This window comes from Mycolicibacterium peregrinum, from assembly GCF_001665625.1.
Lineage (GTDB): Bacteria > Actinomycetota > Actinomycetes > Mycobacteriales > Mycobacteriaceae > Mycobacterium > Mycobacterium peregrinum_B.
In genome coordinates this window covers 1-15,899 of sequence record NZ_LZSY01000206.1, presented here as the reverse complement: position 1 = coordinate 15,899, position 15,899 = coordinate 1, and the positions used below count along the sequence as shown (strand labels likewise).

The window sequence follows — 15,899 nt, the reverse complement described above, 5'->3', positions numbered from 1 at the left end:
CGGGATCCGTTCGGCTGAGGTGCTCGCCATCGTCAAGAAGGCCGGTTTCTCCGACGCGGTGCATCTGCAGGGCGGAATTGTGGCCTGGGCCAAGCAACTCGAGCCCGACATGGTGATGTACTGACCGCTGGTTTGCCGGTCAACACCTTAGGCTGAGGTTGTGAGTGTGGAACGGCCGCCGGAACATGTGCTGGCGGCGTTCGGCCTGTCCGGGGTGCGCCCGGTACCGCTCGGCTCAGGCTGGGAGGGTGGCTGGCGCTGCGGCGAGGTAGTGATGTCGATGGTGCCCGAGCACGCCCGTGCGGCGTGGTCGGCCAAGGTTCGGGAATCGCTGTTCATCGACGGCGTGCGGCTGGCCCGCCCGGTCCGCTCGACGGACGGCCGCTACGTGGTCGCCGGTTGGCGTGCCGACACCTTCGTCGCCGGGACTCCCGAGCCCCGTCACGACGAGGTGGTGTCGGCCGCAGTGCGATTGCACGAGGCGACCGCGAAACTGGAGCGGCCCCGCTTCCTCACCCAACCGCCCGTCGCGCCATGGGCAGACGTCGACGTGTTCATCGCCGCCGACCGGGCGGCCTGGGAGGACCGGCCGCTGCATTCGTTGCCGCCCGGCGCGAGGGTCTCGCCCGGTTCGTCGGACGGTCAACGCTCGGTCGAACTGATCAATCAGTTGGCCGGGTTGCGCAGGCCAACCAAGAGCTCCAGTCAACTGGTCCACGGTGACCTTTACGGCACAGTGCTTTTCGCCGGGACGGCGGCGCCCGGAATCACCGACATCACCCCGTACTGGCGCCCTGCCCCGTGGGCTGCGGGTGTCGTGGTGATCGACGCACTGTCCTGGGGCGACGCCGACGACGGGCTGGTCGAGCGCTGGCAATCGCTGCCCGAATGGCCGCAGATGTTGTTGCGGGCATTGATGTTCCGTCTCGCCGTTCACGCGCTGCACCCCCGGTCCACCGCCGCGGCTTTCCCGGGCCTGGCCCGCACTGCCTCGCTGGTCCGGCTGATCCTGTAGCTCACCTTTCCCTCGCGAGCAGACACAAACTCGCACACATCAGGTGTCGCCAATGAGTTCGCGTCTGCTCGCGGTCAGAACTGGTGGCGGTACTCGGCCAGGCGGACCCGCCCGTCGACTGCCAGCACCCCTTCGGCGCGCAGCCGCTCCAGCTGCCGGGTGGCCAGGTGCGGGGCCGGGCGCCCCGATGCCGGGATCACCCGGTGCCAGGGCAGGTCCGAGGAGTCGGTCCGCATGATCCAACCGACGATCCGGGGACTGGAAAGCTCTGCGGCATCGGCAATGTCGCCGTACGTGCACACGCGGCCCGACGGGATCGCGGCGACCAGTGCGCGCACGGTTTCCACCTGTTCCTCGGTGACGGCAGGCATGTCAGCCCAGTTGCTCGAGGATCAGCTTCGCGGTCTCGGCGGGCTTGGCCTGGGCCACCATGTGATCGCAGTCCCAATCCAGCAGCGTGAAATCCGGGCCCAGTTGTCCGCTGAGCGCGGCGATGAGACCGTCTCGCGCATACGGCGGGCTGGTGCGGGTGGCGCGGACCAGCACCGTGGGTGTGCCCTTGCGCGGCAGCGCAACCGGGCGGGCCAGCTCGCTCCAATACGACATCATCGCCGGGATGCTGATCCGCCACCCGTAGCGGCCGCCGGGTAGTTCGACGAGGTGCTCGTCGAGGTCACGGTCCAACTCCTCCGGTGCTACCTCGCCCCACGAACCGTTGGCCTTCTCCGCGCGCGCCTCGGCGCGGTCGGGATAGTCGGGCGAGGCCAGCATGGAATCTGCGATGTCACGCATCCACCCGCCGTCGAGTTCGACCGCGGGGTCCAACAGCACCAGCCCGCTGACCAGATCAGGATGTGCGGCAGCCAGTTTGAGTGCCACCGCACCGCCGAACGAATGCCCGGCCACCAGCGTCGGGCCGTCCAACAGTGACGCCAGGGCCTCGACATTGGCGTCGAGCGTCCACGGCGCGGCCCATGATGAGCGCCCATGCCCGAGCAGATCCGGTGCCAGCACGGCCACCTCGGGTAGGTGCTGTTCGGCCAATGTCTTCCAGCGTTCGCCGTGCCCGGTCAAACCGTGGACGAGCAACAGGCGGGCCGGATCGGCGGGACCGTAACGGTGGACGTGCAACTTCTCGGCTGACATTCGTTCATGCTGCCAGGAGTCGCCGCTCCGCTACTTGTCGGGCTGTTCGCTCCAATCCGCTCCGCTACTTGTCGGGTCTTTCGCTCCAATCCGCTCCGCTACTTGTCGGTCCCGTCTGGTGTCATCTCCTCCATGACCACACACCACATCGAACCGGCACTGACCGGCACCGAGCTGCTGGTACCAGGGCGCGGCGGTGTGGTGCGGGTGTTGGGCGGGCCGGGCACCGGCAAGAGCTCGCTGTTGATCCACACGGCGGTCGAGCACATCGCGGCGGGCACCGATCCCGAGTCGGTGCTGCTGCTGACCGGGTCGGCCCGGTTGCGGGGCGAGGCCAGGGCCGCCATCACCGCCCGCCTGCTCGGGGCGGGCACGCACGGCGTCGTGCGGGAACCGATGGTGCGCACCGTGCATTCGTATGCGTTCGCGCTGCTGCGGCTCGCGGCTCAGCGCAATGGCGATCCGCCACCGCGGCTGATCACCACCGCCGAACAGGACGGCATCATCCGGGAACTGCTGGCCGGAGATATCGAGGATGGCGCGGATTCCCTTGTGGGCTGGCCGGAGCAGCTCTGGCCCGCACTGAGTACCGCAGGCTTTGCCACCGAGCTGCGTGACCTGATGGCCCGCTGCACCGAGCGCGGCGTGGATCCGCGCGCCCTGCAGCGGCTGGGCCGTTCGGCGGGGCGCCCGGAATGGTTGGCGGCGGGCCGGTTTGCCCAGGCCTACGAGCAGATCATGTTGTTGCGGTCGGCCGTCGGGATGGCCGCGCCGCAGGCCACCGTCCCCGCGCTGGGGGCGGCCGAACTGGTCGGAGCGGCGCTGGAGGCGCTCGGGACCGACGCGGATCTGCTGGCCGCCGAGCGGGCGCGGATCAGCCTGCTGCTGGTCGACGACGCCCAACACCTCGACCCGCAGGCCGCGTTGTTGGTGCGGGTGCTGGCCGCCGGGGCGGGTTTGACCGTCATCGCGGGCGACCCGGACCAGACGGTGTTCTCCTATCGCGGCGCCGATCCGGTGTTGTTGGGCGATCACGGCGGGGAGGATGCCCCGGCGATCGTCCTCACCCAGTCGCGCCGCTGCGCCCCCGCGGTCGCTGCGGCGATCTCGGGTATCGCCCGCCGGTTGCCCGGGGTGGGGGCCGGGCGTGCGATGGAAGGCAACCCGGAGCATGGACAGGGTGAGGTGACGCTGCGGTTGGCGGCTACCCCGCACGCCGAGAACGCCTACATCGCCGACGCACTGCGCCGTGCTCATCTGGTCGACGGGGTGCCCTGGTCCGAGATGGCGGTGGTGGTGCGTTCGGTTCCGCGGGTGGGCGCGGCACTGGCGCGGGCATTGAGCGGGGCCGGGGTGCCGGTGCACGCCACGGGTGCCGATCTGGGGCTGGCCCAACAGCCTGCGGTCGCGGCCTTGCTGACGGTGTTGGAGGTGACGGCGGCCGGGAGACTCGATGGCGACAGCGCACTCACCCTGCTCACCGGTCCGATCGGACGCGTCGACCCGGTCACGCTGCGGCAGTTGCGACGGGCGCTGCGGCGTGCCGATGGGTCCACGCCACCAAGGGATTTCACCGATCTGCTCATTGCCGCGATCGACGCGGAGCCGGCTGGGTTGTCAGCCGAACACGCCAAGCCGCTGCGCCGGCTGCGGTCGATGCTGGCCGCCGCCCGTCGCAGCCAGCGGGACGGCGCCGATCCGCGTCACACCCTGTGGCAGGCCTGGAACGCCTGCCGGTTGCAGCCGCGCTGGTTGTCCGCCAGTGAGCGGGGCGGCACCATCGGCGCCCAGGCCGACCGTGACCTGGACGCAGTGACCACGCTGTTCGATGTGGCCGATCAGTATGTGAGCCGCACGGCGGGGGCATCACTGCGTGGGCTGGTGGACCACGTGGCGACCTTGGGTTCGTCGATGTCGGCCTCGGATTCGAACGCAAGGCCTGACGCGGTCTCGGTGCTCAGCGTGCATGCCGCGCTCGGCCGTGAATGGGACTTCGTCGTGATCGCCGGAGTGCAGGAAGGACTGTGGCCCAATACCATTCCGCGGGGCGGGATCCTGGGTACGCAAAATCTCGTGGATGTGCTCGACGGGGTGGCCGCGCCCGATGACCGCGCGGTGTCGACCCGCGCGCCCTTGCTCGCCGAGGAACGGCGGCTGTTGATGGCAGCGATGGGTCGGGCCCGGACCCGGCTGCTGGTGACCGCGGTCGACAGCGATGGCGGGGACGAATCGCTGTTGCCGTCCCTGTTCTGTGCCGAACTGGCCGAGGTGGCAACGGAATCCGTGACGCTTCCGCCATTGGCGGCACCGCGGGTGCTGCTGCCGTCGGCGGTGGTCGGCCGGCTGCGGGCTGTCGTGTGCGCGCCGGAGGGTGCTGTCGACGACGAGTCCAGGACCTGCGCGGCAACCCAATTGGCCAGGCTGGCCGCAGCCGGGGTGCCGGGGGCGGATCCTTCGCAATGGCACACCATGACGGCGTTGTCCACCGAGGAGCCGCTGTGGTCTGAAACCGACGGCGTGGCACCTGAGGTTGTGTTGTCCCCGTCCACGCTGCAGATGCTCACCGACTGCCCGCTGCGCTGGCTGCTGGAGCGCCACGGCGGCAGTGACGGGCGCGACGTGCGTTCGACGGTCGGGTCGTTGCTGCACGCGCTGGTCGCCGACTCTGGAAAGACCGAGAGTCAGCTGGTCAACGATCTGGAAAAGGTCTGGGAAGACCTGCCTTTCGAGGCGAGGTGGTACTCGGACAACGAGTTGTCCCGTCACCGGGAGATGCTGGAAACCTTCACCAGGTGGCGCGCGGACTCCCGGGCACAGTTGACCGAGGTTGCGACCGAGATCGATGTCGAGGGCGTGCTCGTCGAGCCGGGTCCCGACGGGCCGGGCGTTCGGGTGCGGGGCCGGCTGGATCGGCTGGAACGGGATCAGGCGGATCGGCTCGTCGTGGTCGACCTCAAGACCGGTAAGAGTCCGGTCACCAAGGACGATGCGCAGAAGCACGCCCAGCTGGCCACGTATCAGCTGGCGGTCGCCGCGGGATTACTGCCGCAGGGGGATCAGCCGGGCGGGGGCCGGTTGGTATACCTGGGCAAGGCGGGCGCGGCGGGCGCCACCGAACGCGAACAGGATCCGATGACACCAGACACTCGCGCCGATTGGCTGGGAACGGTCAGCAGTGCGGCTGCGGCCACCGCCGGGCCGCAGTTCGTGGCCCGCGTCAACGACGGTTGCGCGAACTGCCCGGTGCGTTCGTCGTGCCCGGCCCAGGCTGCGGGGGACCGGTCATGACGGAATCCACGCCGGTCGGGGTGCGGTACAGCCCGGCCGAATTGTCCTCCGCGCTGGGACTGTTCCCGCCGACCGAGGAGCAGGCGGCGGTGATCGCCGCACCGCCGGGGCCGTTGGTGGTCATCGCGGGCGCGGGCGCCGGTAAGACCGAGACCATGGCGGCCCGGGTCGTGTGGTTGGTGGCCAATGGCTATGCCACCCCCTCACAGGTACTGGGCCTGACCTTCACCCGCAAGGCCGCGGGCCAGTTGTTGCGCCGGGTACGGACCCGGCTGGCCCGCCTTGCCGGTGCCGGTCTGGCTCCGGTGTCCGATGGCGCCGACGAAATCGCCACGGTCAGTACCTATCACGCGTTCGCCGGCACGCTGCTGCGCGAGCACGGGCTGCTGCTCCCGGTCGAGCCGGACACCCGGCTGCTCAGCGAGACGGAGCTGTGGCAGCTGGCCTTCGACGTGGTGTGTGCGCACCCGGGGGAGCTGGCCATCGAGAAGACACCGCCCGCTGTCACCGGCATGGTGCTGCGCCTGGCCGGCGCGCTGGCCGAACACCTGGTGGACACCGATCAACTGCGTGACACGCACGTGGAACTGGAGCGGTTGGTGCACACCCTGCCTGCCGGCCCCTATCAACGTGACCGTGGGCCCAGCCAGTGGCTGCTCAAGATGCTGGCCACCCAGACCGAACGCACCGAGCTGGTGCCGTTGATCGACGCGCTGCACCAGCGGATGCGCGCCGACAAGGTGATGGATTTCGGTATGCAGATGTCCGCGGCGGCGCGGCTGGCGGCGAATTTCCCGCAGGTCGGTGAGCAACTGCGGCAGCGTTTCCGGGTGGTGCTGCTCGACGAGTACCAGGACACCGGGCACGCGCAGCGGGTGGCGCTGTCCTCGCTGTTCGGCGGCGGCGTCGACGAAGGCCTGGCACTGACCGCGGTGGGAGACCCGATCCAGTCGATCTATGGCTGGCGGGGTGCGTCGGCGACCAACCTGCCCCGGTTCACCACAGACTTTCCGCTGACCGACGGGAGTCCCGCGCCGACGCTGGAACTGCGCACCAGTTGGCGCAATCCGCCGAGTGCCCTGCATCTGGCCAACGCGGTATCGGCCGAAGCCCGGCGTCGTTCGGTGACGGTGCACGAACTGCGGCCCAGGCCCGATGCCGAGCCGGGCACCATCCGGTGTGCGCTGCTCAACGATGTCGAGACCGAACGTGATTGGGTCGCAGACCATCTGGCCCGGATCTACCACGGGGCAGTGGCACAGGGGACGGCCACGCCGACCGCAGCGGTGCTGGTGCGGCGTAACGCCGACGCCGCGCCGATGGCCGAGGCGCTCAGCGCGCGCGGGGTGCCGGCCGAGGTGGTCGGGGTGGCCGGACTGTTGGCGGTACCCGAGGTGGCCGACCTGGTCGCGATGCTGCGGCTGGTGGCCGACCCCGCCGCGGGGTCGGCGGTGATGCGGGTGCTGACGGGGCCGCGGTGGCGGTTCGGCGCCCGCGATATCGCCGCGCTGTGGCGCCGGGCCAGGGAACTCGACGATCGACCGGTGGGGGAGCTCAGCGCCGCGGGGATTGTCGCTCAGGCCGCTCCCGATGCGGATTCGGCCTGCCTGGCCGACGCGCTCTGCGATCCCGGTGCCGCCGAACACTATTCACCTGCGGGCTATCAGCGGATCGAGGCGCTGGGGCGTGAGCTGACCATGTTGCGGGCGCATCTGAGCCACCCGTTGCCCGAGTTGGTGGCCGAGGTGCGACGGGTCGCAGGGCTGGATGCCGAGGCCCGCGCGGCCCGTCCGGTGGCGGCGGGGTGGACCGGGACCGAGAACCTCGACACGTTCTGTGATCTGGTTGCCGATTTCACCGGGCGGTCGGGTGGGTCGGTGCTCGCGCTGCTGGCCTACCTGGATGTGGCGACCGAGGTGGAGAACGGCCTGGCGCCCGCCGAATTGACGGTGTCGCACGACCGGGTGCAGATCCTGACCGTGCACGCCGCCAAGGGGTTGGAATGGCAGGTGGTGGCGGTGCCACACCTGAGCGGCCGGGTATTCCCGTCGACGGCATCGGCACGGACCTGGCTGACCGACTCGTCGGATCTGCCTCCACTGCTGCGTGGCGATCGTGCGACCGAGTCGGAGTTGGGTGTGCCCGTGCTCGACACCTCCGACATCAACGATCGGAAGATCCTGTCGGACAAGATCTCTGATCACAAGCGCAGCCTCGAACAGCGGCGCATCGACGAGGAGCGCCGGTTGCTCTATGTCGCGATCACCCGCTCGGAGGACACCCTGCTGATCTCCGGACATCACTGGGGTGCCACCGAGAGCAAGCCGCGCGGCCCCTCGGAGTTCCTGTGCGAGATCAAGACCATCGTCGAGGATGCCGCAGCGCAGGGGCAGCCGTGTGGCGAGATCGAACAGTGGGCTCCCGAGCCGTCGGCCGGTGAGGTCAACCCGTTGCGGGACAAGGCTGTCGAAGCGATCTGGCCGGCGGCCCCGGCCAGGGAGACCGACGTCGACCGGGGTGCGGCGCTCGTGGCGCAGGCGTTGGTCGACGGCAGCCGGACCGAAGCGGGCTCGGGGCAGGCTGCCGACACCCCCGACCACGTCGACGCCGACGCGGAGGGCTGGGCCGCCGATGTCGATGCACTTCTGGCCGAGCGGGATCGTGCGCCACAGGTCGCTCCGCTCGCGCTGCCCGGGCAGGTGTCGGTCAGCACCTTGGTGGAGTTGAGCCGTGATCGGGACGCGGCGTTGCAGCGCCTGCACCGGAGATTGCCTCAACGTCCGGATCCGCATGCGCTGCTGGGCACCGCGTTTCACGAGTGGGTCCAGCGGTTCTTCCATTCGGAGCGACTGTTCGACCTCGACGACATCCCCGGTGCGGTGGACAGTGACAGCGGACGCGCAAGCGCCGCCGAACTGTCGGAACTGCAGGACGCTTTCGTCATGTCGTCGTGGGCGGCACGCACCCCGATCGAGGTGGAGGTGCCCTTCGACATGGCGATCGGAACGACCAGGACGACCGTCGTGCGCGGCCGTATCGACGCGGTGTTCGCAGACGAGGACGGCACGACCACCGTGGTCGACTGGAAGACGGGCGAGCCGCCGGCCACGCCGGAAGCCATGGCGCAGGCCGCGATTCAGCTCGCGGTGTACCGCCTGGCCTGGTCGTCGCTGCGCGGGTGTGCACCGGAGTCGGTGCGGGCCGCGTTCCACTATGTGCGCTCGGGGCGGACCGTCAGCCCCGAATCGCTGCCCGGGGAGGACGAATTGGTTGCCCTGCTGGCCGAAGCCATGCCCGCGACGGAGGATCCGGGACAAGAGTTCTAGCCCTCGCCGGAGTGCGTCAGGTTGGCGATCTCGGATCCCCACACCGAGCGCGCGCCGAGGTCGCCTACGCGGTAGATCTGGACCATCGAGGCAACCCCCACCACAACGGCCACCACGGCGACGATCCCGTGATAGATCAGCCGCTGGCTGTGGTCGCGCTGTTCGGCGAAGTGCAGGCCGACCAGTGCCAGCGCGACGACCAGCAGGGCGAGCGAGAAGTAGATCATGGTGTCGCCGAGTTCGGCGTGCTCCTGCAGGACGGCGTCCTGCGCGGGTCGGAGATCGTAGAGCCATTCGCCGGCGTACGTCGTGAGTGGTGTCAAACCTGTTGTCACCACGGCCAGGATGAGCGTGAGCCACAGCAGATGCCCCCGCCGGGCGGTGGGCCACAGCGCGCAGAGAATGACCAGCGCCGCGGTCAGTGGTACGAGTACCACCAGCGCGTGGACGAGCAAGACGTGGGCGGGCAGGCCGTCGATCACTGTCACGGGAACTCCTTGGCCGGGCGGGATGATATGAACCGGTCAGGTGATGGTGGTGCCCACCAGAAGGCCGATCAGATAGGTGATCACGAGGGCTAGGCCGCCGCCGATCACGTTGCGCAGCACCGCGCGTCCCTTCGGCGCCCCACCCAGCCCGGCCGATACCGCGCCGGTGAGCATCAGCGCCAGCAGCACCGCCACCACGGTCACCGGGATACGCCATGTTGTCGGCGGGACCAGGATCGCGATCAACGGCAGTAGCGCGCCGATGGTGAACGACAGCGCCGAGGATGCTGCGGCCTGCCAAGGATTGGTCAGATCTTTGGGGTCGATACCCAATTCGACCTCGGCGTGCGCGGCGAAGGCGTCGTGGTCGGTGAGTTCCTCGGCCACCGTGCGCGCGGTCGCGGTGGATAAGCCCTTGGCCTCGTAGAGTGCGCTCAACTCGTCCAATTCGGCGGCCGGGTCGTCACGCAGCTCGCGGCGTTCCTTGCGCAGCAGGGCGCGCTCGGTGTCGCGTTGCGTGCTGACCGAGACGTACTCGCCCAACGCCATCGAGACTGCGCCGGCGGCCAGGCCTGCGATGCCGGCGGTCAGGATCGGCGCTTGCTCCACCGTCGCCGCGGCCACGCCCACCACGATGCCTGCGGTGGAGACGATGCCGTCGTTGGCGCCCAAAACCCCGGCGCGCAGCCAGTTCAGCTTCGACGAGAGTGACCCGACGTGCGGCTCGGAGGGATGGCTGGGATTCGTCACGATCCCGACCATATCGATCGAAACCGCGCGCCACCAGCAACGATAGCCTTGCCAAACCTTGGCTCGGGAGGGGGTAGAGCGCGAGCCAGGCGGTGAAACCCGTTGATGGCCAGGTGTTCTGGCGGTGAGGCTACGAGTTGCGGTACACCCGCAGTGCCGTGGTGATCATCGGGATCTGCAGCGGCAGCCGGGCGATCGCCACGATCCGCATGGGCCACGGCTTGTCCCACCACAGCCGGACCATGTTCACGTTGCCGGGGAACACGGCGATGAACAGGGCCACGGCGGCCAGTGCACCGAGGCGCCGGGTGCGGGGCGCGGCGAGCAGCGCGCCGGTGGCCAGCTCGCCGACGCCGGAGGCGTAGGTGTAGAACCGGGCGCTGCCGGGCAGCTCGGCCGGGATGATCGAGTCGAAGGGTTTGGGCGCGACGAAGTGCAGCGTGCCCATGCCCAGGAGCAGGGCCGCCATGCGTTGGGCGGTCGGTGCGGAGGAGATCCGCTGAGGCTCGGGTGCGGTCATGGTTACATTGTGGCGTGCGTCTGATCGGAACGATCCCGGCACATCCCGGGGTGCTTTGCTCGATGATGGGGTCGCGTGGCTAAAGGCAGGCTGCGGCGCCGGCTCGCCGCGATGGACCCGAACCTGACTTCGCGCCCGGATGCCGCGCTCGTCGATGTGCTGCGCATCCCCGAGCCGTTCGTCAGCCCGGCCCGCAAGATCTTCATGCGGGTGCTGTACGCGTTGGGAGCGCTGTTCGCGGCGGTGCTCATCGTCTACGCGGACCGCTACGGGTACCGGGACAACGACAGTGTCCCGGATCCCGACAATCCGTTGACGTTCCTGGATTGCCTGTACTACGCGACGGTGTCGCTGTCGACCACGGGCTACGGCGACATCACGCCGTACTCGGATTCGGCCCGGCTGGTGAACGTCATCGTCATCACGCCACTGCGGGTGGCCTTCCTGATCGTTCTCATCGGTACCACCGTGGAAACCCTGACCACCCAATCCCGGCAGGCGCTGAAGATTCAGCGATGGAGGAACAAAGTGCGCAACCACACCGTCGTCATCGGATACGGCACCAAGGGCCGGACGGCGGTCGCCGCAATGGTCGGCGACGAGGTCTCCCCGGCCGACATCGTCGTCGTCGACGAGAACGCGGCCGCGTTGGAACGCGCCAAGGGCGCGGGGTTGGTGACCGTGCACGGCGACGCCACCAATTCCGGTGTCCTGCGGCTGGCGGGTGCCCAGCACGCTAAGTCGATCATCGTCGCGGCGGACAACGACGCCAGCGCGGTACTGGTCACGTTGACGGCCCGCGAATTGGCCCCCAAAGCCAAGATCATCGCGGCGGTGCGAGAGTCGGACAACCTGCACCTGCTCAAACAATCGGGCGCGGACTCCACGGTGGTGTCGTCCGAGACCGCCGGCCGGCTGCTCGGTATCGCGACGCAGACTCCGAGCGTGGTGGAGATGATGGAGGATCTGCTGACTCCCGACGCCGGGTTCGCCATCGCCGAGCGCGAGGTCACGCCCAAGGAGGAGGGGGGCTCTCCGCGCCATCTGCACGACATCGTGCTGGGTGTGGTGCGTGGCGGCCGGTTGGTACGGGTCGACGCGCCAGAGGTCGATGCGCTGGAGGCCGGCGACCGGCTGCTCTACATCCGCAGCGCGGACACTGAGCGATGACGCATAGAACATTCGGCCTGCGCAACGTTCCTCTGCTCTCGCGGGTCGGTGCCGACCGCGCCGATGCGCTGCGCACCGATATCGACGCCGCGACCGAAGGTTGGAAGGACGCGCTGCTGCTCCGCGTCGACCGGCGCAACCAGGTGCTGATCTCAGGTGGCCAGGTGGTCCTGGGCAAGGCTTCGAGCCTGGGCACCGGCAAGCCGCCGGAGCACGCGGTGTTTTTGGGACGGCTCGCCGATGGGCGGCACGTCTGGGGTATTCGCAGCGCACTGGAGGGGCCCGAGGACCCGGGCCAGCCTGTCGAGGTGCTCGACCTACGCCGGGCAGGCGAGGTCTTCGACGATGTCAGCGCCCAGTTGGTGGCGACTGCGACGGCGTTGCTGAACTGGCACGATCGGGCCCGGTTCAGCGCGGTGGACGGTGGCGCGACCAAACCGGCCAAAGGCGGTTGGTCCCGCGTCGACCCGGTCAACGGCCATGAGGAGTTCCCGCGCATCGACCCGGCGGTGATCTGCCTGGTTCATGACGGCTTCGACCGCGCCGTACTGGCCCGGCAGACTGTGTGGCCCGAGCGGTTGTTCTCGATCCTCGCCGGTTTCGTCGAGGCCGGTGAGTCCTTCGAGACCTGTGTGGTGCGGGAGATCTCCGAGGAGATCGGCATCACGGTGACCGATGTGCAGTACCTGGGGAGTCAGCCGTGGCCGTTCCCGCGGTCGCTGATGGTCGGCTTCCATGCCGTCGGCGATCCCGAGCAGCCGTTCTCGTTCAACGACGGCGAGATCGCCGAGGCCGGATGGTTCACCCGGGCCGAGATCCGCGAGGCGCTGGACCAGGGGGACTGGGGTGCGGCCGACGGCGATTCCCGGTCACGGTTGCTGCTGCCCGGCTCGATTTCGATCGCTCGCGAGATCATCGAATCCTGGGCGGCGCTGGACTGAGGCAGCTAGCCGAGTTTGGCCTTGACCTGCTTGATGGTCGGGTTGGTCAGCGTCGACCCGTCGGCGAACTTCAAGGTCGGTACCACGTGGTTACCGCCGTTGACCGACCCGACGAACTCGGCGGCGGCCGGATCCTGCTCGATGTCGACCTCGGTCCAGGCGATGCCCTCTGACTTCAAAGCCATCTTGAGTCGCGAGCAGTAGCCGCACCATGTCGTGGTGTACATGGTCACAGTGGGTGTAGCAGTCATAGTGCACATAACGTAGCTGAACGGCTGCCTGATCCCCGCGGTGACGCAGGTCTCCGGCCCGCAACGGTAAGTTGCCAATCTGCAATGGGACGGAGCCGAACATGACCCGATTGGTACCGCCGGTGGCCGGCGACCCGCATGCGCTCGACGAGCTGCGGCTACAGGTGCGCGCGTTCGTCGCCGAGCAACAGCGGGCCGGCAGGATCGGCCGGTATGCCGACAGTTGGCTGACCGGTTGGGACGAGGACTTCAGCCGGGCGCTGGCTGCCAACGGCTGGTTGGGCATGACGGTGCCGGTCTCCTACGGCGGGCACGGACGCAGCCACCAGGAACGCTTCGTGGTCACCGAGGAGCTGCTGGCGGCCGGGGCACCGGTGGGGGCGCACTGGATCGCCGACCGGCAGATTGTCCCGTCCCTGCTCAAGTACGGCACCGAGGAGCAGCGACGAAAGTTCTTACCCGCCATCGCCAAAGGCGAGTGCTACTTCGGAATCGGTATGAGCGAGCCGGATTCCGGATCGGATCTGGCCAGCGTGCGTACCAAGGCGGTGCAGGTCGACGGGGGTTGGGCGATCACAGGTGCGAAGGTGTGGACGTCGGGAGCGCACCTGGCCCACGCGTTCATCTGTCTGGCGCGGAGTGCGCCGGTGGACCCTGCACACCGTCACGACGGCCTGAGCCAGTTCATCGTCGACCTGCACGCGCCGGGCGTGGATATCCGGCCCATCATCTCGATGAACGGCAAGCACCATTTCAACGAGGTGATCCTCGATGAGGTGTTCGTACCCGATGCCATGGTGTTCGGCACCATCGGCAACGGTTGGCAGCAGGTGACCTCCGAGCTCAGCTTCGAACGCAGTGGGCCCGAGCGCTTCCTGTCGACCTTCCCGCTGCTCGCCGACATCGCCTCGTACATGCGCGACGGATCTCTGCCGCGCCACACCGATCTGGGGCGCTATCTGGCCCGCGTCACCGGACTGCACCAGATGTCGATGGCGGTCGCGGGAGCACTGGAGCGGCACGAGCCGGCCGACACTGCGGCGGCTGTGGTCAAGGTGCTCGGAACGTCCACAGAAGGCGACATCGCCGATTTCGCCGACGTTCTCGGGGAGACGGAGGACGAGAGCTACGAGGCGATGCTGGCCGATGCCGTGGCCCAGCGACCGGGGTTCACCCTGCGCGGCGGTACCAACGAGGTGTTGCGTGGGGTTATTGCGCGGGGATTGGGGATGAGATGAGTGTCGACACCGAACTGGTCGAGATGATGTCGGCGGTGTTCGCTGCGCACCGGGAGAAGTTCGCGCCCGGTGAGGGTGTCGCTGAATTGTGGGACCAGCTGCGGGAACTCGGGCTGGTCCGGCTGACCGGAGCCGAGGATTGCGGCGGTAGCGGGGCAGGCTGGGCCGAGGCCGCCGAGTTACTGCGCGCGGCGGCTGGGCACGGCGTGAGAATCCCGCTGGCCGAACACGATCTGCTGGCTTGCTGGCTTTTGGAGACGGCTGGGCTGGAGGTCGACGACGCGCGACGCACCGCCTGCCTGCTCGACGCCGACGGTGCGGCTCGCGGGGTGCCGTGGGCGGCGGACTCCGAACGGGTGGTGGTGCTCTGGCGAGACGATGCGGGCTACCGCCTGGCCGACGTGGACACGGCGTCGCTGGCGGTCATTCCCGGCCGCAACCGGGCGGGGGAGCCGCGCGATGACGTCAGAGCAAATCTCGCCGAATTGAGTGGAACACCGTTGTCCGACAACGCCTTCGAGCAGTTCGTCCATCGCGCCGCACTGGTGCGGGCGATTCAGGTGTGCGCCGCGCTCGATCGGATCCTGGCGATGTCGGTGGCTCACACTACGGAGCGCATCCAGTTCGGGAGGCCGCTGGCGAAGTTCCAGGCGGTACAGAACCTGGTGGCCGACATCGCTGCCGAGGCGGCGCTGGCTCGTGCGGCCACCGACGGTGCGTTGGCCGAGGCGCTGCGTTCGGATTGGTCATCGCCACAGTTGGATTTCCTTGTCGCAGTCGCACGTTCCTGCGTCGGCCATGCCACGTCAGTGGTCGCGCGCAACGCTCATCAGGTCCACGGTGCGATCGGTACCACCCGCGAGCACAGACTGCACGAGTTCACCATGCCGGCATTGTCGTGGCGTTCGGAGTACGGGTCGGTCGCGCAATGGGACGACAAGCTGACCGATTACGCCACTCGGGCGGGTGCGGACGGGTTGTGGGCGTTGGTCACTGGTGCCGGCGAATAGTTCCCGCGCCACGAGGAGAGCGTATCGCCGATCGGAATGTCGACGATATGACACCGGCTGTCCTATGCGACTATTAGCGGAACTGGGTATTCTTCGCCGTGGGCAGGAGGTGTTATGAGCGCTCTGTTGCGTGCTGTGCGACAACAGCGGGGCATGACGCTTGAGGGGCTCGCCGAGGCGACCGGGTTGACCAAGAGTTACCTGTCGAAGGTGGAACGTCAGCGGTCCACCCCGTCGATCGCGGTGGCGATGAAGTTGGCGCGTGCGCTCGAGGTCGATGTCGCACAGTTGTTTTCCGAGGACCCGGCGGTCACAACGTTGTCCATCGACCGTGCGGGCGAACGGGGCAACAACCGCTATCACGCCGTGGCCGCGGGCATGCTCGGAAAGTCGATGTCGCCGTTCATCGTGCGACCGACACTCAAGTTCGCCGAACACCCGCACCCAGAGCACGCCGGGCAGGAGTTGGTGTTCGTCCATGCAGGCGTCGTGGAACTGCGCTACCAGGACGACCTGGTCACCCTGGAACCCGGCGATTGCGCTTATTTCGACGCATCGTTACCGCACCAGCTGCGACAGCGGGGGAGCACGCCCAGTGAGGTGCTGGTGATCACCCACACCGAGTACGGCCGTAATCGCTGACTTACGTTCAGGACCCGCGCGAGCACTTGAGGTTCACGTGCACGGTGACCGATGTGCGCTCAGTGGTCCTACGGCCGCAGGCGAAGACCGTCACAATTCACGGCCTGCCAGATC

At 68.4% G+C, this 15,899-nt stretch carries 14 protein-coding genes and 1 pseudogene; 9 read left to right on the top strand and 6 right to left on the bottom strand.

All coding sequences use genetic code 11. From position 1 onward, the window contains the following. A pseudogene (locus tag A5779_RS33760) lies at positions 1–124 on the top strand (adenylyltransferase/sulfurtransferase MoeZ); the annotation flags it as partial. Positions 125–160: 36 nt separating this feature from the next. Beyond that, positions 161–1,015, top strand: a complete 855-nt coding sequence (locus A5779_RS32680; RefSeq protein ID WP_055112101.1) for a TIGR02569 family protein — start codon at positions 161–163, stop codon at positions 1,013–1,015. 74 nt (positions 1,016–1,089) lie between these two features. Here the strand turns inward: A5779_RS32680 and A5779_RS32675 are convergent, their stop codons facing one another. Both A5779_RS32675 and A5779_RS32670 read right to left on the bottom strand, forming a co-directional pair. Next, positions 1,090–1,386 carry an MGMT family protein gene (locus A5779_RS32675; RefSeq protein WP_064888270.1) on the bottom strand — a complete coding sequence of 99 codons (297 nt, stop codon included), beginning with the start codon at positions 1,384–1,386 and terminating at the stop codon, positions 1,090–1,092. A gap of 1 nt (position 1,387) precedes the next feature. Next, entirely contained in the window at positions 1,388–2,161 is a 774-nt protein-coding gene (locus tag A5779_RS32670; RefSeq protein WP_064888268.1) for an alpha/beta fold hydrolase, read from the bottom strand. A gap of 132 nt (positions 2,162–2,293) precedes the next feature. Here A5779_RS32670 and A5779_RS32665 point away from each other — a divergent pair, with 132 nt between their 5' ends. Further along, entirely contained in the window at positions 2,294–5,449 is a 3,156-nt protein-coding gene (locus A5779_RS32665) for an ATP-dependent helicase (protein ID WP_064888266.1), read from the top strand. Continuing rightward, the gene (locus A5779_RS32660; RefSeq protein WP_064888274.1) at positions 5,446–8,775 is read left to right on the top strand and encodes an ATP-dependent helicase; all 3,330 of its coding nucleotides are present in this window, start codon (positions 5,446–5,448) and stop codon (positions 8,773–8,775) included. Before A5779_RS32665 ends, A5779_RS32660 begins: the two co-directional genes overlap by 4 nt. Here the strand turns inward: A5779_RS32660 and A5779_RS32655 are convergent. The 3 genes from A5779_RS32655 to A5779_RS32645 all read right to left on the bottom strand — a co-directional run bounded on the left by A5779_RS32655 (position 8,772) and on the right by A5779_RS32645 (position 10,533). After that, positions 8,772–9,263, bottom strand: coding sequence for a DUF2231 domain-containing protein (locus tag A5779_RS32655; RefSeq protein ID WP_064888264.1), 492 nt, complete (start codon positions 9,261–9,263; stop codon positions 8,772–8,774). The genes A5779_RS32660 and A5779_RS32655 overlap by 4 nt on opposite strands. Before the next feature lie 36 nt (positions 9,264–9,299). Further along, positions 9,300–10,025 (bottom strand): VIT1/CCC1 transporter family protein, encoded by a 726-nt coding sequence (locus tag A5779_RS32650; protein ID WP_413784963.1) that lies wholly within the window; start codon positions 10,023–10,025, stop codon positions 9,300–9,302. Between the two features lie 118 nt (positions 10,026–10,143). Then, entirely contained in the window at positions 10,144–10,533 is a 390-nt protein-coding gene (locus tag A5779_RS32645) for a DoxX family protein (RefSeq protein WP_064888262.1), read from the bottom strand. A 75-nt stretch (positions 10,534–10,608) separates the two neighbouring features. On the opposite strand from A5779_RS32645, the gene A5779_RS32640 reads away from it, so the two are divergent. Beyond that, a complete protein-coding gene (locus A5779_RS32640; RefSeq protein WP_064888260.1) occupies positions 10,609–11,703 on the top strand; it encodes a potassium channel family protein in 1,095 nt (364 codons plus the stop codon). After that, positions 11,700–12,644: an NAD(+) diphosphatase gene (nudC, locus tag A5779_RS32635; protein WP_064888258.1), complete on the top strand. Its 945-nt coding sequence runs from the start codon at positions 11,700–11,702 to the stop codon at positions 12,642–12,644. Before A5779_RS32640 ends, nudC begins: the two co-directional genes overlap by 4 nt. Positions 12,645–12,649: 5 nt before the next feature. Here the strand turns inward: nudC and mrx1 are convergent, their stop codons facing one another. Beyond that, positions 12,650–12,895: a mycoredoxin Mrx1 gene (gene mrx1, locus A5779_RS32630; protein WP_054601722.1), complete on the bottom strand. Its 246-nt coding sequence runs from the start codon at positions 12,893–12,895 to the stop codon at positions 12,650–12,652. Positions 12,896–12,996: 101 nt separating this feature from the next. Here mrx1 and A5779_RS32625 point away from each other — a divergent pair, with 101 nt between their 5' ends. The 3 genes from A5779_RS32625 to A5779_RS32615 all read left to right on the top strand — a co-directional run bounded on the left by A5779_RS32625 (position 12,997) and on the right by A5779_RS32615 (position 15,785). Beyond that, on the top strand, positions 12,997–14,133 hold the full coding sequence (locus A5779_RS32625) for an acyl-CoA dehydrogenase family protein (protein ID WP_064888256.1): 1,137 nt from the start codon (positions 12,997–12,999) through the stop codon (positions 14,131–14,133). Then, a complete protein-coding gene (locus A5779_RS32620) occupies positions 14,130–15,143 on the top strand; it encodes an acyl-CoA dehydrogenase family protein (RefSeq protein WP_064888254.1) in 1,014 nt (337 codons plus the stop codon). Before A5779_RS32625 ends, A5779_RS32620 begins: the two co-directional genes overlap by 4 nt. 114 nt (positions 15,144–15,257) lie before the next feature. Then, positions 15,258–15,785 carry a helix-turn-helix domain-containing protein gene (locus A5779_RS32615; protein ID WP_064888253.1) on the top strand — a complete coding sequence of 176 codons (528 nt, stop codon included), beginning with the start codon at positions 15,258–15,260 and terminating at the stop codon, positions 15,783–15,785. Positions 15,786–15,899 lie beyond the last annotated feature (114 nt).

Excerpts from the sequence above, each read along its gene's own strand:
- A5779_RS32650 (WP_413784963.1), bottom strand. The coding sequence starts at position 10,025 with ATGGTCGGGATCGTGACGAATCCCAGCCATCCCTCCGAGCCGCACGTC.
- A5779_RS32660 (WP_064888274.1), top strand. The coding sequence starts at position 5,446 with ATGACGGAATCCACGCCGGTCGGGGTGCGGTACAGCCCGGCCGAATTG.
- A5779_RS32615 (WP_064888253.1), top strand. The coding sequence starts at position 15,258 with ATGAGCGCTCTGTTGCGTGCTGTGCGACAACAGCGGGGCATGACGCTT.
- nudC (WP_064888258.1), top strand. The coding sequence starts at position 11,700 with ATGACGCATAGAACATTCGGCCTGCGCAACGTTCCTCTGCTCTCGCGG.
- A5779_RS32620 (WP_064888254.1), top strand. The coding sequence starts at position 14,130 with ATGAGTGTCGACACCGAACTGGTCGAGATGATGTCGGCGGTGTTCGCT.
- mrx1 (WP_054601722.1), bottom strand. The coding sequence starts at position 12,895 with ATGACTGCTACACCCACTGTGACCATGTACACCACGACATGGTGCGGC.
- A5779_RS32675 (WP_064888270.1), bottom strand. The coding sequence starts at position 1,386 with ATGCCTGCCGTCACCGAGGAACAGGTGGAAACCGTGCGCGCACTGGTC.
- A5779_RS32625 (WP_064888256.1), top strand. The coding sequence starts at position 12,997 with ATGACCCGATTGGTACCGCCGGTGGCCGGCGACCCGCATGCGCTCGAC.
- A5779_RS32670 (WP_064888268.1), bottom strand. The coding sequence starts at position 2,161 with ATGTCAGCCGAGAAGTTGCACGTCCACCGTTACGGTCCCGCCGATCCG.
- A5779_RS32665 (WP_064888266.1), top strand. The coding sequence starts at position 2,294 with ATGACCACACACCACATCGAACCGGCACTGACCGGCACCGAGCTGCTG.
- A5779_RS32645 (WP_064888262.1), bottom strand. The coding sequence starts at position 10,533 with ATGACCGCACCCGAGCCTCAGCGGATCTCCTCCGCACCGACCGCCCAA.